This window comes from Streptomyces sp. NPDC101132, from assembly GCF_044759225.1.
Classification (GTDB): domain Bacteria; phylum Actinomycetota; class Actinomycetes; order Streptomycetales; family Streptomycetaceae; genus Streptomyces.
On sequence record NZ_JBIVYX010000001.1, the window covers coordinates 246,535 to 264,110 of the forward strand.

Below are 17,576 nucleotides of genomic sequence, written 5' to 3' on the forward strand. Positions count from 1 at the left end.
GGCGGCTGTTGGTGCCGCTGGTGAGGGATCGGAGCTGAGGGTGAGTGTCGAGGCGGAGGCCGTGGGCGGCCCGGACGATGCGCTGTGGGCTGCCTGGCAGCCGGACGATGTTCCCGCCGCTCGTCGGGTTTCCGGTTCCTCCGGGTATGCGCCAGGTTCCCAGGTGCTGGTCCGGGACGAGCTGTGGCTCGTCCGGAACTGCAAGGACGTCGGCAGGGACGGCTGGATGCTGGAGGTCACCGGCGTCTCCTCCTTCGTCCGTGGCACCGACGCCGTCTTCTACAGCCGCCTCGATGCCATCCACGTGCTGGACCCGCGCGAGACCCAGCTGGTCGCGGACGACTCTCCTAACCACCGTCGGGGTCGGCTGTTCCTCGAAGCGGTGATGCGCAAGACGTTCCTGCCGCAGACCGAGCACGGGCTAGCACTGCCCGACGGCTTCCTCATGGACCAGCAGGTGCACCAGCTGCGTCCCGCCGAGCTGGCGCTGTCGATGAAGAATCCGCAGCCGCGCATCCTGATCGCCGATGTGGTGGGTCTGGGCAAGACCCTGGAGATCGGTGTCCTGCTGGCCGAGCTGATCCGGCGCGGGCGGGGTGAGCGGATTCTGGTGGTGACCCCGCAGCACGTGCTGGAGCAGTTCCAGCGGGAGCTGTGGACCCGCTTCGCGATTCCGCTGGTGCGGTTGGATTCCACTGGTATCCAGCGCATCCAGCAGGACATCCCGGCCGGCCGCAACCCGTTCGCGTACTTCAAGCGGGCGATCATCTCCGTGGACACGCTCAAGAGCGACGTGTATGCGCACCACCTTGAGCGTACGGACTGGGACGCCGTCGTCATCGACGAGTCCCACAACCTCGTCAACCGGGGCACCAAGAACAACGCGCTGGCCCGGCTGCTGGCCCGGAAGACCGACGCGCTCATCCTGGCGTCGGCGACCCCTCACAACGGTGACGCCGGCTCTTTCGCCGAACTGATCAAGATGCTGGACGAGGCGGCGATCACGGACCCGTCGAAGTACGAGGTGAAGGACCTCGAACACCTCTACATCCGGCGGACCAAGACCACCACGGAGGTCCGGGACTCCCTCAAGGGTGCCTGGGCGGACCGCGGCCCGTCGCAGCCCCTCCACGTGCCGGCAGGCGAGAAGGAACTCGCGGTCTTCCGCGAGCTGGCCACCCGCTGGATCCCGGCCGACCCGGATCAGCCCTCCGTCAGCCGGCACCAGCTGGTGCCGTACCAGCTGCTGAAGTCCTTCCTGTCCTCGCACCGGGCATTGCTGGAGACCGTCGGGACCCGCCTGAAGACCCTGGACTCACCGCAGGCGGGCGCCCGGGAGACCGCACGGCAGGCGGAGCTGGCGGCGCTGCTGGAGCTGCGGGAGCTGGCCGGGCAGATCCAGGACGAGGACTCCGCGAAGCTCTCGGCCTTGCTGGAGGAGCTGCGGAGGATGGGGGTCGGGCCCGACTCGGACATCCGCGTCGTGGTGTTCTCCGAGCGCATCCCGACCCTGAAGTGGCTCGCCGAGGCCGTCCCAGCCGCACTGGGCTTCCCGCGCGGCACGACGGGCGACGAGAAAAAGCCGTGGCTCGCCTTCGGCGGCACGGTGCAGGTCATGCACGGTGAGGCCAGCAGCGACGAGGAACAGCAGACCATCGTCGAGAAGTTCGGGCTGCGGGACGACCCGGTGCGCATCCTCTTCACCGGTGACGTCGCCTCCGAGGGCGTCAACCTGCACCAGCAGTGCCACCGTCTGATCCACTTCGACCTGCCCTGGTCGCTGATCCGCATCGAGCAGCGCAACGGCCGCATCGACCGCTACGGCCAGGAGCACCAGCCGCAGTTCCGGGCTCTGATCCTCACCAGCGACCTCCCCTGGCGAACGGATCCGCAGACCGGGCAGCCGCGCACCCTGGACGACCGCCTGGTCGGCGAGAAGCTCCTCAGGCGCGAGGAGGAGGCCCACAAGATCGAGGGATCCGCGGAAGCCGTCACCGGGCTGTACCGGGCGAAGGAGGAGGAGAACCGCCTCACCCAGGACCTGATCGCCGGCCGGACCGTCGAGGAGTCCATCAAGCAGTCCCAGCAGGGTGGCGCCGCGTTCCTCGCCGGTTTGCTCGGCCAGGTCGGCGCCGTCCCCGACCACCCCGAGGTCCCCCGCGCGAACGTGCCCCGCCTGTTCTCCTCCACCGCCGACTACTTCGACGAGGCACTGCACCAGATCTGCCGACCCAACCCCGAGGACCAGCTCTCGCTGCGCCGCGACGACGACGGCACGATCGCCTTCGAGCCGCCGCGTGACCTGCTGTACCGGCTGAAGGCCCTGCCCAAGTCCTACCTGGACGAGCAGAAGATCCTGCCCCGGAAAGCCGAGCCGGGCCGCATGCGCATCACCTTCTCCAAGGACCTGGCCGACCGCCGGCTCAAGGCGGCCCGGGAGTCGTCCAAGTCCCAGTGGCCGAACGTCTCCTACGTCAGCGACGTCCACCCGGTCCTGGACTGGCTGACCGACAAGGTGCTCGTGGAGATCGGCCGCCACCAGGCACCCGTACTCGCCGCCGCCGTGGACACCCCGACCTTCCTTGTCCAGGGCATCTGCTCCAACGCGCTCGGCCGGCCCACCCTGGTCGAGTGGATGGCCGTCCACGGCGATCCCTCGGACCTTCAGGTCACGGCCCTGACCCCGCAGGTCCTGGACGGCTACGGGGTCGGCCCCGCCATGCCGGGCCGCGACGTCCCCGACAGCCGCCGCGCCGCCCTCGCCGCCCACATTCCCGCCGCCGTCGACCGGGCCGAGCAGCACCTCACCGAGCTGGGCGCCGTCTACGCCGAGAAGATCGAGGCCACCCTGGCCCCGTACCGCAAGCGCGTCGTTCACTGGCAGCAGGAGGCCCTCTACTCCACCGACGGCACCGGAAAGCAGGGGGTCAACCTCAGCGCGAGCAAGCGCCTGAGGCTGATCAAGTCCCTGCAGACCACCGGCAAGCCGATGCTGCGCCTGCTCGCCGTCCTCGAACCGCTCACCGCCGCTGAAGGAGGCATCCGCTGATGAGCACCGACTTCGACTCCTTCAGTAACCGCGGGGAGTACTTCTCGGCGCACTACTTCGCCGAACAGCTCGGCGCCGACCTGAAGAAGGGTGTCTTCGCTACCTGGGCCACGCGGGAAGGCGACGAGCACGACCGGCGCAAGACGCCGCGCGAGCTGATCCGCTCCCTGCGCGGTAGCTACCTCTCCGACGACGTCCGCGCCTACTTCGCCGAGGCCGCCGCCCGTGATGCCGACAGCGACGTACGCCTGTACACCGACGGCAACCCCGAGTGGCACAAGCGGCTGACCGAGTGGCATCAGGAGGTTTTGCGCGCCCTCGGTTTCGAGGCAGCACCGACCGAGATCACGGTCCACCGCGCCGGACGCGACCATTCGGTGACCGTCGCTTACCACGGCCACGGCATCGTCGCGCTGGACTGCGGCTGGGCGGCCGACAACGACGCAGCGGTGAATACGACCGGACCCGGACGTCTGCTCCACCCGCTGCGCGTCAGCGCGAGCGAGACCTACGAGACCGGCACCGCCCTGGCGGCATGGCTGTTCCAGAGCGAGCTCGGCGAGGCCGGCGGCCCCCACCCCCGGTTCGTCCTGCTGCTCTGCGGCGGCGTACTCGTCCTCGCCGACCGGCAGTCCTGGAACGAGGGCCGCTACCTGGCCGTCAATCTCGACGCGGCCCTCGAACGCAACGACCGCGCCCAGCAGGGCGAACTCTCCACCATCGCCGCCCTGTTCAGCCTGGACATGCTCCGCCCCGGCGAGAACGACCAGAGCCGGGGCATCGACGGCCTGCTGAAGTCCTCCAGCAGCAACGCCGCCGGCGTCTCCGGAGAGCTCCGGCACGGCCTCCAGCGCTCGGTCGAGATCATCGCCAACGAAGTCCTCGCGCGGATGGCCGAGCCTCGCAACGACGTCGCCCCGGAGGACATCGAAAGCCCCAAGATCCCCTTCGCCAGGGAACTCACCCGGGAATCCCTGCGCTACCTGTACCGGATCCTGTTCCTCCTGTACGCGGAGGCGCGGCCCGAACTCGGCATCCTGCCCGCGGACGACGGCAGCTACGAGGCCGGCTACTCCATGACCAGGTTGCGCGAGCTGGTCGAACGTGACGAGGAGCTGGTCGAGGAGGAAGCCCGCAACGGCTTCCACCTGTTCGAGTCCCTCTCCGTCCTCTTCAACAAGGTCAACTTTGGCCACCGCCCGTACGGCACCGAAGACACCGACGACCAGCCCGGCGACGACGAGGAGACCCGCAAGGCCAAGGCCGCCCGCCGCAGCGAGGACCGCGGCCTGCGCTTCGAACCCCTGCGCAGCGAACTCTTCGAGCCGAAGGCGGTCCGCCTCATCGGCCGGAACGTCGTCGACCCCCGCAGCGACGAGGACAACGACCCCCGCTGGCTCGACCTTCGCCTGCGCAACGCGGCCCTGCACGAGGTGCTGCGTCTGCTCACCATGAAGAAGGGCAAGCGCGGCGAACGCGGCGGCTTCATCTCCTACCGCAACCTCGGCATCAACCAGCTCGGCGCCGTCTACGAGGGCCTGATGTCGTACACCGGCATCATCGCCGACGAAGAGCTGTGCGAGGTCGCCAAGGGCGGAGACCCGGAAAAGGGCTCCTGGCTCATCCCCTCCCACAAGCAGGACCAGTACCCGGACAAGACCCTCGTCCACTACACGGAGGACGACGCGCGCAGGGGCCTGCGCGGGGTCAAGAAGTACGAGAAGGGCTCCTTCGTCTACCGCCTCGCCGGCCGCGACCGGGAGACCTCGGCCTCGTACTACACACCGGAGTCCTTGACCCAGGTCACGGTCGAACTCACCCTCAAGCACCGCCTCGACCAGGAGTGCGACGCCGAGGGCAACACCGTCAAAACCCGCGCGTCCGACCTGCTCAAGTACAAGATCTGCGAGCCGGCCCTCGGCTCCGGCGCCTTCCTCAACGAAGCGATCAACCAGGTCGCCGAGGAGTACCTCCGCCGGAGGCAGGACGAGCTCGGCATCACCATCCCGACCGCCGACACCTTGGCAGAGAAGCAGAAGGTCAAGGCATACATCGCCCTACACAACGCGTACGGCGTCGACCTGAACGCCACCGGTGTCGAGCTGGCCGAGGTCTCCCTCTGGCTCAACACCATGCACCCTGGCATGCGCGCACCCTGGTTCGGCCTCCACCTGCGCCGGGGCAACAGCCTGATCGGCGCCCGCCGGGCCGTCTACGCGGCTGATGATGTCACGGGCAAGGAGTGGCTGAAGTCCAAGGGTGCCCTGGGCCCGACGCGGCTGCCCTTCCTCCGGGACGGCGAACCACAGGCTCTCCCCCAGGACTCGGTGCACCAGTTCCTGCTGCCAACCCCCGGGTGGGCGGCGGTCGCTGGCTCGAAGGAAGCCAAGGAGCTGGCCGAGGAGGGCGTCGAGCAGCTGGCCGCTTGGAAAAAGGGCATTCTCCAGCGCCCCAAGCGCGGCAAGGCCAGCCGCGGAAGGGAGCCGGTCTCCCAGTTCACACGTCTCCGGGACGCTGCTCGCCGGGTGGAGTTCCTCTGGTCCCTCGTCGTCAAGCGCATGGAGCTGTCCGAGCAAGCCATCGCCCGCCGCATCGACGTCTGGGGCGCCGACCCGGCCGACCCCGAGTACGCATTCCTCCAGCGCCCCGATCATGCGGCAACCAAGGAACAGGTCCTCCAAGACCTCTTCAATGCCGCGGACACCCCGTACTGGCGTCTGAAGAAGATCATGGATGCCTGGTGCGCCCTGTGGTTCTGGCCGGTGGACAAGGCCGGGCTGCTGAACGGCACGGCGAGCGAGTACGCAGTGCACGCCACGGTCACCGAGGCGGACGGCCTCGCCCTGGTCCTCGACGGCGCGCCTCTACCCAATAAGCCGCTGGCGCCTATCACCGCGCCGGAGTCGGCTGCCGCTCCCGAGCCCACGCCCATGCCACGGTTCGTCGAGGCGACAGCGCTCTTCGCGCTTGGCCCCGAGCAGACGACTTTCGGGGACCTTGAGCTGTCCGCAGATGACGCAGTCGTAGAGGTGCGGGAGGTCGGAACGAAGTCGGGGAAGAAGCCCACCGCCCCCAAGCCGAAGGCACCGGAACGCCGAGTCGCGGTTCCGCTCAAGGACCTTGAGGACTGGTTGGAGTTCCTCGAAGCGATGGTGGGCACGGCCGACGTGCCCGAGGGCACCCTGATCGACCGCTTCACCAGCCTGGACGAGCTCAAGGGCTACGAGGAGACTCTCCCGGGCTTCATGGGTATGGATGCGAGCAACCCGGAGGACCGCTTCCCGTGGCTCCGGGAAGTCCGCGACATTGCTGAGGACCAGGGATTCCTACACTGGGATCTAGAGTTCGCCCTCATCTTCGCACAGGGCGGCGGATTCGATCTCCAGGTGGGAAACCCGCCATGGGTGCGGCCTCAATGGAACGAATCCGCTGTGTTCTCGGAGTACGAGCCATGGTTTGAGCTGGATACCAAGGCTTCCGTTGAAGATAGGGACCGTCGACGCCAGGAGGTCTTGGCATCATCGGCAGCATATCGGTGGCTACTTGGCGAGCTGACGAGCACAAGCACTCAGGCTGCCATGCTCGCCTCGCCTCAGATGTATCCGCTACTGTCCGGCACTCGCCCCGACTTGTATCGGGCTTTCATGTGTCAGGTCTGGGCACATACATCGGCGACTGGAACGTCGGGGCTCGTGCATCCCGACACGCACTTCACAGGGGAAAAAGAGGGCGCTCTTCGACAGGCCGCGTATCGGCGCCTTCGCATTCACGGCGACTTCTTCAATCCAGGGCATCGTTTCTTTCAGAAGCCCGTTGGCGAGTCCAGCCACTTCGGTGTGCACATCTACGGCCGCTCTGGAGAGATCGGTTTCGATCACCTATCATGGCTGGTCTCGACTGATGCCCTGCGGCTCTCGCCACAGCACGATGGTTCAGGTTACGGACCAGGCATCCGGTATCGCGGTGGTGCATACGATGAGCGTCCGCACCTAAATCGCGTCGTCCGAGTAGATGCGCATCAGCTCTCTATCTGGCAGCGACTGCTGGAAGAGGCAGACAGCCCCGCAGAACAGGCTCGTCTGCTCTTCCCGGTCAGCACCGCGGAAGCCTCGGCCATCGAAGCTCTCGCGGACTATCCGGTCCGACTGGGTTCCGACGCGCGAATTTCAGCCGGATACAACGAGACCACCGCCAGAGCGCAACACTTGATTGCGTTCAACCGCATTGATCCCACTACGGGCCAAGAGTACCTGCCGAATCGCTGGCGCCGGGTTATTCTAAAGGGAACCCAACTAGGCGTCGCAACCCCCGTTTTCAAGCGCCACGACGCCAACAGCAACGACCCGTTTGGTGCGAACCTCGTCACGCTTCCAGAAGATTTTGTTCCCGATACCGCATACATCCGGGCAAATGGAAGAGATCTCGCATATCTGCGCGATCAAGAAATGTGGACCGACCATCAGGCTCTCGCACGCCTTCGTGCGAGTGAGAAGGCGATCATGCGTGCGCGACGGCTGATCGCGCATACAGACGGCATTCCTGAGGAACAGGTGCCTCAGGTCAGGATCGACGGCATTCTGCTGCAGCGGGCTCAGCGGCGGTACGTAACTTTTCACCGATTGGCCTGGCGCCGTCAGGTCGCTCCCGACACCGAACGGGCTCTGTATGCAGCTCTCGTACCGCCGGGAACTGCACACGTCCACGCAGTGCACAGTTTGGCCATGCCCGAACCCCAACTCACCGCTCTAGTTGCCGGGTTCTGGGCATCACTCCCACTCGACTACTTCCTCCGAGTAACCGGCCGAGGCGACCTTCAAGTCAAGGGAGCCAAGGCCATGCCCACTCCCTCCCTTGGTCACCCTCTAGCCCCCGCACTCCTCCTCCGCACCCTCCGTCTCAACTGCCTCACCCGCGCCTACGCCGACATCTGGGCCGAGCTGTACGACCCCACCTGGCCGGCGTATGAGCCGTGGGCCTGCGACTGGCCCGGGCTCCAGCCGCTCCACGACGTAACCCCGGAGTGGCGGCCCGAGACACCGCTCCGCACCGAGCGTGCCCGCCGCTCCGCCCTAATCGAGATCGACGCGCTCGTGGCCGTCTGGCTCGGCATGGACGCCGACGCGCTCATCGCCGCGTACCGGGGCCGCTTCCCCGTGCTCCAGAAATACGAGGCGGTGACCTGGTTCGATGCCGAGGGGTGGAAGATCGCCGGGAACGCACGCACGATCGGGCAGCGGCAGACCAAGGAAAGCTGGGGGCAGTTCGAGGCCTACCAGGCAGACCCAAAGAACAAGCCCGTCCCTGAGGGCTACACCGCTCCCTTCCACAAGGCGAAGCGTGAAGACGAGATGCGGGCGGCACATGCCGTGTTCAAGATGCGGCTGGACGAGGCCGTCGCTCGCGGGGAGTGGGATCCGGTGAAGCAGGAGGTACCGAAGCCGTGAGGCCGACTCTGCAGGCGCGCGGGCTCAAGGAGAGCCTGCTGCAGTACCTGTCCACGACGTACGCGCTCACCGACGAGGGCGCGCGTGAGGCGCTGCACCGGTTCCTGGGTGACGAGACCTCCGGGATGTTCCGGGGGCCGTACCTGCGGGTGCGGACGCCGTTCACCGTGGCCGACGACAAGCAGTGGCGCCGGCATCTGGAGTGGCAGCCGGAGGGGTTCAAGCCCTACGCACACCAGGCCGTGGCCTTCGCCCGTCTCACCTCCGCGCGCGGGCACACCCCGCAGCCGACACTGGTCACCACCGGCACCGGGTCCGGCAAAACCGAGTCGTTCCTGTACCCGGTGCTCGATCACTGCCGGCGGGAGCGGGAGGCGGGCCATACGGGCGTCAAGGCGGTCTTCCTGTACCCGATGAACGCCCTCGCCACCGATCAGGCGCAGCGCATCAACGAGCTACTCACCGAGAACGCCGAGCTAGGGAAGCTGTCGGCCGGGCTGTACATCGGTGAGCGGGCCGCAACGCAGTATGAGAAGGTGCGGACTCGGCGGTCGGACATACAGCTGTCGCCGCCGGACATCCTGATCACCAACTACAAGATGCTGGACCTGCTCCTCCAGCGCGCGGACGACGCCCCGCTGTGGCGGGAGTCGGACATCCGGTACGTCGTCGTGGACGAGTTCCACACTTACGACGGTGCGCAGGGTACGGACGTCGGCATGCTGCTGCGTCGGCTCGCGGCGGCCGTCGGGGCTTCCGAGGAGAGTCGTCCGCTCGGGCGGATCTGTCCGGTGGCGACGTCGGCGACGCTCGCGTCCGGGACAGACGAGGATGGTGTGGCGCGGCTGCTTGAGGTGGCCACGCACGTGTTCGGTACGGAGTTCACCGCCGACGCGATCGTCGGGGAGAACCGGCAGTCGGTGGAGGAGTTCGTCCCGCGCCGCGATGTGACCATGCAGCCGATGCCGACGCCGGACGAGCTGCTGGCGCTGCCGGATCCGACGACCGGGGACGCGGCTCTGCTCGACCTGATCGAGAAGGTGACGGATGTCCGGGACCTGGATCCGTTCGTGCTCGGCGGCAATCTCAAGCGGCATCTGTTCACGCATGCCGTGATGGAGGCGCTCGGTGGTGAGGTGAAGACCTCGGCCGAGGTGCTGGACGTGATGTGGCGGGTCGGCGCGGCCGGCTGGTCGGAGGCGGTGGCCCGGCAGCCGGAGAAGGCGGCGGAGGCGCTGGCGCGGTTCGTGGCCCTGCTGTCGTACGCCCGCGATCCGGAGTCCACGCCCGCCTCGCCCCGGCCGTTCGTGCACGTCGAGGTACACCAGTGGGCGCGGTCGGTGTCGCGACTGCTGCGCGGGGTGCTGCCGTGGCCGAAGGCGGAGTTCCGGTGGGATGCCGCTGGGGCGGCTGATGCCGGTGGGGCCGACAACGGGCGGACAGCTCCGGTGACGACGGCGACCTCGGGGCAGAGCGCGAACCTGTTTCTTCCGGCGGTGTACTGCCGTGACTGCGGGCGTTCGGGGTGGGCGGTGTTCTCGCCGGAGAGCGACGACCACGACGTCCTGTTCGACACGTACAAGATCCGCCGGTCCTCGCTGGGCCAGGACAAGGCCCGGGTACGGAACCTGATCGCGGCCACGGACCAGCAGGCCCGCGAGGGCTCCGGTGCGGCGCCGATGTCGGCCGCTGGCGGCAAGGGCAGCCCGGCCGGCTCGCAGGGTGCGGGCGGGACCCTGATGGTGCTGGACGGCACCCGCAAGCGGCTGCGGCTGCCCGACCCACTGAACGACTACGACCAGCAGACCAAGCAGCCTCGGCTGACGGCGCGTGACTCGGCGTTCGTCCTGGTGAACTTCGGCGAGACGGCCAACACGGCGGCCAAGGAGGACTGGTGCCCGGCCTGCGGTGAGCGCAACGCCATCCGCTACCTCGGTACCGGTGCCGCGGCGATGGCGGCGGCCTCGATCACCCAGCTATTCACCGGTGGGGAGCTCGACAGGGAGCTCCGCGAGGACAAGACGCTGATGTTCAACGACTCGGTGCAGGATGCGGCGCACCGGGCCGGTTTCGTCGCCAACCGCTCGTACACCTTCTCGCTGCGTGCCCTGCTGGCCGACCACCTGCGGCACGACGAGCCGACGGCGCTCAACGACCTGATCGCGAACGTGGTTGAGGCCACGACCGACAAGGACACCCTCTCCGCGGTGGTCCCGCCGGACCTGCACGGGTTCAAGGGCGTGGACCGGCTGCTGTCCGGGCAGGGCCGCGGTGGGGACCTGAAGACGTGGCGGCTGATCGGGCAGCGGCTGGCGTTCGAGGCGCTGATGGAGTTCGGGTTCCGGTCCCGCAACGGCCGCACCCTGGAGCTCACCCGGACCGCCGCCGCGCACGTCCGCATCGACGACCCGGCGGCCGTCGTGGCACTGGTACGGGAGGCGCACGAGGAGTGCGTGCGGGACGGGCTGCCGCTGGTGCCGCAGGACGACGCCCGCTACTTGGCGTTCGTACGGATCCTCCTGGAGCGGCTGCGCACGCGCGGGGCCGTGGCGCACCAGTGGCTGGACAAGTACGTCGACGAGGCCGGCACGAGCCGGTACTACGTGTGGGGCAGGCGGCCCAAGGGCATGCGGGCCTTCCCCAAGGGCATCGCGGCCCCGGTGTTCCTGCTCGGGCAGCCGAAGAACGGCAGCGAGTTCGACTTCGCGTCGGGCCGGCTGTCCTGGTACGAGCGGTGGGCCGGGCGCTGCCTGGAGCTGCCGCGCGAGCTGGCGCCCGAGCTGTGGAGCCGCCTGCTGCCCGAGCTCGCCTCGATGGGCCTGTTGTCGGTGCGTACCCCGAATGACACCTCGGCGCGGGTATACGGGCTCAAGCCGGGTGCGATCGAGGCCCGGCTGCTGGACGACGAACAGGTCCGCATCTCGTATGTGCGCTGCCCTGTGTGCTTCTGGGAGCAGACGGTCCACCCGGACCTGCTGGACCAGTGGCATGGCCAGCCCTGCCCGTCGTACCGGTGCCGCGAGGGTCGGCTGGTGGCCGGCGACCGTCCGGAGGGGCTGGGCATCCACCACCGGGACCGGGACTACACGCACGACTACTACCGGCGGCTCTACCTCGGAGCGGGCACCTATCAGGTGGTGACCGCCGAGCACACGGGGATGCTGACGCGTCCCCAGCGGGAGCAGATCGAGGAGGCGTTCAAGCGCGGTGGCGGGTTCAAGGACCCCAATGTGCTGTCCTGCACCCCGACGCTGGAGATGGGTATCGACATCGGCGATCTGTCCGCCGTGGTGCTGGCGGCACTCCCCCGGCGGCCCGCCTCGTACGCCCAGCAGGTCGGCCGGGCCGGCCGCCGTACCGGCAATGCCTTCCTGTTGACGATCCCGGACCGGCGCCGCCGTGACCTTTACTTCCTGGAGCGTCCGAAGGACCTGATCGCGGGCACCATCGTGCCGCCCGGCTGCTATCTGTCGGCGGTGGAGATCCTCAAGCGGCAGTACCTGGCGCACCTGCTCGACCTCGCCGCTGCGGGCCGGCTCGTACGGGCGGACGGGATTGTGTTGCGTGCGATGCCGCACAAGGCGCCGCGCCTGTTCGGCCCGTCCGGCTACCTCACCGACTTGGTGGAGCTGGCCCTCAACCAGGGCGAGGAGCTGGTCGAGGGGTTCCTGCGGCTGTTCCCGACCGGCGTCAGCGAGCAGGCCCAGGACGACCTCAGGAAGTACGCCACCCACGGTCTGCGGAGCAAGGTGGAGCAGGCCGAGCGTGAGTGGCGGCGTGGTGAGGAGGCCCTGCGGGCCCGGCTGGCGGAGATCAGCGAAGCGCATGACGAGCTGAAGGACTCCGACCCTGACCAGGCTCGCCAGAAGGCGGAGCTGGACGCCGAGCGGCGTGGCGTGGGCAAGCGGCTCCTGCACCGGGGTGAGACCACGGCCCAGAGCGCGCTGTGCGACCTGGGCCTGCTCCCGAACTACGCCCTGATCGACTCCACGACCACGCTGTCGGCGACGCTGTACGGAGAAGACGGCGTCGATCCCAAGACCGGCAAGGTCGTCTACACCTCGGAGACCCTGGCCTACGAGCGACCCCGGCGGTTCGCGCTCCAGGAGCTGGCTCCGGGCAACACCTTCTACGTCAACGGCTACCGCCACGAGATCACGGGCCTGGAGCTGTCCACCGGCGGCCTGCAGGAGTGGCGTACCTGGCGGGTGTGCCCGGGCTGCGGCTATGTGCGCACCGAGAAGGCCGCCGACGATCGTTCCTCCTGCCCGCGCTGCAAGACCGGGCAGATCGCCGACGACGGCTCCTGCCTCTTCCAGGTCGTCGAACCTGCCACGGTCACCTCGCGGGACAAGCGGGAGGACGCGCGGATCCGGGACGACAAGGACGACCGCGACCACCGCGCGTACGCCGTCGTCGACGCTGTCGACATCCCGCTCGAGGCGATCGAGCCGGGCTCCTGGCGGCACACCCGCGAGACCTTCGGCGTGGACTACTGCCGCAGCGCGATGATCCGGCGGATCAACGTCGGCCCGGTCCGCTACGACAGCCCGGCCCGGGACGACTTCGCCGGCCAGCAGGTGCGCCTGAACCCGTTCCACGTGTGCACCGCGTGCGGGGCCGCCAGCGCGGACGGCCGTCCCGTCTTCGACCACGACACGGATGCCCTGGAATCGGCCGCGGTCCGAGCCGGACAGCTCAAGCACCACCGTCCGTGGTGTCCGCTGCGCCGCGGCAAGAAGGACGGCATCACCCAGGAACAGGTGCTGCTCGCCCACCAGTTGCAGACCGAGGCGCTGCGGGTGCTGATCCCGGCCGCGACCGCGGACGTGGACGCCAAGGTGCACTCCTTCCGTGCCGCCCTTCGGCTCGGGGTGGACCTGCACTTCGGCGGGGACCCGCAGCACCTCGACACCGCGGTGGCGTCCATGCCGGACAACGACAGCGGGGAGCGGCGCTGGTTCCTGGTGCTGTTCGACGCGCTGCCCGGCGGCACCGGCTACCTGGACCGGCTCACCGACCCGGCCGCCTTCCGCGACGTCCTCGCCCGGGCGTACGAAAGCCTCAAGGCATGCGCGTGTTCCGAGGAGCACCGCCGGGCCTGCCACCGCTGCCTGCACCGCTACACCCCCGAGCAGTTCCAGGACGAGGTCTCACGCCAGGCGGCCCTAAGCATGATCGAGTCGCTGCTGTTCACTCGGGAGGGCGAAGACGGCTGGGAGACGGCCGAGGTGGACCACACCGGGCTGGTCGGTCTGGACGCCCAGGTGGAGTCCGACCTGGAGGCGCGCTTCCTGGCCGCGCTGAGGGACTGGGTGAAGACCACCGATGACGCCGCCCTCGACGAGGACGGCCACGCCAGCGGACACCTGCGGTTCACCGACGGCTCGGATGTCACCCACTGGCGGCTCACGGCCCAGCGGCAGCTCGAAGGGACCCGCACGGACTTCACCTTCACCCGTGTCGGCGGCCCGCAGCAGAGCGTGCACGTCTACCTGGAGGGCTTCCGCTTCCACGCCAGCCGCGAGCACAACCGCATCGCCGACGACGCGGCCCGGCGCACCCTCCTGCGCGCCGACGGAAAGATCGTCTTCCAGATCACCTGGGCCGACATCGACCTGTTCGAACAGCGCCCGGTCCGCACCAAGCCGGTCTGGCCGCCCTACCGGGGCACCGCCCAGGAGGGCGCCAGGGCCGCGTACGAGCAGTACGGCGGCACCCGGGCCCACTTCGGCGAGGCGGTCTTCGCCAACCCAATGGACACCCTGATCGCCTACCTGCGCGCCCCGGACGCCGAACGCTGGGCCCGGCGAGCCCGTGCCCTGGTCACCGGCCTCACAGCGGTGCCCGCGACGACCCCTGTCGCGGCGACCGCCAAACGCAGCGAATTGATCGCGGCGCTGAGCGGCCAACTCGCAGGGTTCGGGGGTGGGCCGCGGCACGACAAGCCGGTGGCACCGGATTCCCCCGGCGTCGCCGGCCCGGTCCACGTGTTCCGCACCGAGGACGAGCACGGCCTCCCCCTCGTGTTCGCAGTCGACGCGGCCGATCCAGAGAACCTGCGGTGGACCGCCCTGGCCGTCCTGGACGACAGCGATGCCGTCCTGGACACCGAGGAACACAAGCTGCGGTGGAGGTCCTGGCTGTACTGGACCAACCTCACCCAGTTCCTGTCCCTGGCCGGCGGCGACGGCGTCCAGCTCGCCGCCAGCCGGGCCGCGGACTTCGCAGTCGAGGTCCTCTCCGTCTGCGGCGGGCTCGGGGAACTCGACTCGCTCTCGGACGCGCGTACCCCGCGGCAGCAGCCGGTCGTGCCTCCCGCCGTCCCGGAGGCAGGCGGCGAGACGCCCGTCGAGGCCGCTCTCCGACACATTATCCGGGACGCGATCTGGGACGAGGACATCCTTGAGCTGCTGCGCGAGGAGCCGGACGAGAACCCCGCACTCCTCAACCTCGCCGAACTCCTCGCGGACCAGGGCAAGCAGGCACCCGTGTTCGGATTCGAACTCGGGACCACCAGCCGCTGGCCCGCCGAGTTCGCCTGGCAGACCCCTGACATCAAGATCGCCGTCGTCACCGCCCATCGGGGAGAGGACGACGCCGAGGCTCAGCGGCGCGACGCCGCGTACGCCGAGGCGGGCTGGACGGTCCGCACCGCCGCCGAATGGCTCGACCACCTCGACACCCTGCTCGAACAGCTCCCCGACACGGAAGGCACCACCCGATGACCGCCCGGCTCAGCTTGTACCGGAAGGCCGAACAGGAGCTGTACAAGCTCGACCGCTCGGTCAAGGCCCAGTTCTACGACTTCAGCCACATCTTCCGGAACAACCCGAACCAGCCCGGCCTGAAGCTGAAGAAGCTCAAGGGCGACTCCCGGATCTGGTCCGCCCGGGTCAACGACTCCTACCGAGCACTGCTCACCCCGACCGGCGTCGACCCGGACGGCACCGAGAGTTGGCTGGTCATCGCCGTCCGGCACCGCAAGGACGTCTACGAGGAACTCCAGGTCGCGGTCAACCGCGTCACCGGTGAGATCGAATTCGTCGACCTCGCCGTCGTTGGCGATACCGCCCTGCGCCGCGCCGGCATCACCCTCACCCCCGCCGAGCCCGACGCCGCCGAGACGCCCACGCCGCCGCCCGCGCCGACCGCTGTCGAGCCCCCCGCTCCTGCGCCCACGGTGCCGCCGCTGCTCGCCGCGTACAGCGCGCAGCAACTGCGTGAACTCGGCGTCGCCGACCAGCTGATCGAGCTGGCCCTCGCGGTCACCGACAGCACCGAGCTCGACCAGCTGGTCGAGGGCGCGCCGCTGCTGTCCAAGGACGTGCTGTACGGCCTCGCCGCCGGCATGTCGATCGACGAGGTGCGCCAGGAGATCACCCAGCCCGTCGAGCTCGGCCACGAGCCAGACCTGGGCGACTTCGCGACAGCCCTGTCCCGTACCAAGGTCACCGCCGTGGACGACGCCGTACAGGCCGTCATCGACGAGGGTGACTTCCGGGCCTGGAAGGTGTTCCTCCACCCCACCCAGGAGCGCGTCGTCCGCCGCCACTACAACGGCCCCGCCCGGGTCTCCGGCGGACCGGGCACCGGCAAGACCATCGTCGCCCTGCACCGGGTAAAGCACCTGGCCGAGCAACTCCCGCCCGGCCACGACAAGCCGATCCTGCTGACCACGTTCACCAAGAACCTCACCACCGACCTGCGGCTGCGCCTGTCTTCCCTGATCGAGCCCGAGCTGCTGGCCCGCGTCGAGATCGCCCACATCGACCAGCTGGCCGCGCGGGTCCTCGGCGAGAACACGGCGCCCGGCCGCGGCAAGCAGCGCGTGTACGACAACGTGGCGCTGGGCGAGATGCGCCAGCTCCTCGCCGAGCTGGACGACCGCCGCTGGGAGCCCGAGTTCCTCCTCGAAGAGTGGGAGCAGGTCATCCTCGGCCAGTCCGTGCCTACCCGGTCGGCCTACTTCCAGGCCCGCCGGGCCGGCCGCGGCCGTTCCCTTACCCGTCCCGAGCGCAATCACATCTGGAAGCTGATCGAGCAGTTCACCGCCCGCCTCGACAAGCTGGGCGTGGAGACCTGGGGGCAGGCGTCCGAACGAGCCGCCCGCTATGAGATCGAGCGGGCCGCCAAGATCCGCGCCCGCCGCGAGTACAAGGAGGAGGTCGGTGGCAAGGACCTCATCCACCGCGACAACAGCTCCGGCATGCGCTACCTCGGCTACCGCTATCGGCACATCGTGGTCGACGAGGCCCAGGACCTCAGCCCTGCCCACTGGAAAATGCTCCGGGCCATGGCCGACCCGGAGCTCCCCAACGACATGTTCATCGCCGGCGACACCCACCAGAGGATCTACGACCACCAGGTCGCGCTCGGCGCCCTCGGCATCAACATCCGCGGCCGCTCCTCGCGGCTGACCCTGAGCTACCGCACCACCAAGGAGATCCTCGCCGAGGCCCTCCGCGTCGTCGAACCCAGGAAGGCTGGCCAGGACGTCAGCTACGACGACCTCGACGACGGCACCGACAACCTCGCCGGCTACCGCTCCGTCCTCCACGGCCCCGCCCCGGCCTTCACCCCGTACACCTCGTGGGAGGAGGAACTGGCCGGGCTCGCCACCACCCTGGCTGCCTGGCGCACCGAGCTATCCACCGACGAGAACGGCTCCCCCCGCGACCCCAGCGGCCACATCGCCGTCTGCGTCGCCGACCGCGACATGGTCAGCCAGACGATGTACCACCTGATCACCAAAGCCGGCATCACCTGCGCCGAGCTCACCAAGGACGGTCCGAAGGGCGACGGCGAGGTACACGTCGGGACCATGCACCGCTTCAAGGGTCTCGAGTACCAGCGCCTGGCGATCGTCGGCGCCAGCGACGGGATCATCCCCCGCACCCACGTCATCGACCGCTACCGCACCGAGGACCCGCCCCGCTACGAGCGCGAGCAGCGCAAGGCCCGCTCACTGCTGTTCGTGGCCACCACCCGTGCCCGAGACGCCCTGACCATCAGCTGGCACGGAAAGCCGAGCCCCTTCCTGCCGGCCTGAACCGACAGGGTCGTCTGCCTGCCCGGACGCT

At 68.8% G+C, this 17,576-nt stretch carries 4 protein-coding genes; all 4 read left to right on the forward strand.

Annotated features, from left to right (window positions below):
• Positions 1 to 163: 163 nt before the first annotated feature.
• From ACIQUR_RS01215 to ACIQUR_RS01230, 4 genes are read left to right on the forward strand one after another with little or no spacing between them, the layout of a single operon-like run.
• Positions 164 to 3,049, forward strand: coding sequence for an SNF2-related protein (locus ACIQUR_RS01215; RefSeq protein WP_403328115.1), 2,886 nt, complete (start codon positions 164 to 166; stop codon positions 3,047 to 3,049).
• Positions 3,049 to 8,493 (forward strand): hypothetical protein, encoded by a 5,445-nt coding sequence (locus ACIQUR_RS01220; RefSeq protein WP_403328118.1) that lies wholly within the window; start codon positions 3,049 to 3,051, stop codon positions 8,491 to 8,493. The genes ACIQUR_RS01215 and ACIQUR_RS01220 overlap by 1 nt, the downstream gene beginning before the upstream one ends.
• On the forward strand, positions 8,490 to 15,221 hold the full coding sequence (locus ACIQUR_RS01225) for a DEAD/DEAH box helicase (RefSeq protein WP_403328120.1): 6,732 nt from the start codon (positions 8,490 to 8,492) through the stop codon (positions 15,219 to 15,221). Before ACIQUR_RS01220 ends, ACIQUR_RS01225 begins: the two co-directional genes overlap by 4 nt.
• Positions 15,218 to 17,545, forward strand: coding sequence for a UvrD-helicase domain-containing protein (locus ACIQUR_RS01230; protein WP_403328123.1), 2,328 nt, complete (start codon positions 15,218 to 15,220; stop codon positions 17,543 to 17,545). Before ACIQUR_RS01225 ends, ACIQUR_RS01230 begins: the two co-directional genes overlap by 4 nt.
• The last annotated feature ends 31 nt before the right edge of the window (positions 17,546 to 17,576 follow it).

Coding starts and splice junctions, on each gene's coding strand:
- ACIQUR_RS01220 (WP_403328118.1), top strand. CDS start 3,049: ATGAGCACCGACTTCGACTCCTTCAGTAACCGCGGGGAGTACTTCTCG.
- ACIQUR_RS01230 (WP_403328123.1), top strand. CDS start 15,218: ATGACCGCCCGGCTCAGCTTGTACCGGAAGGCCGAACAGGAGCTGTAC.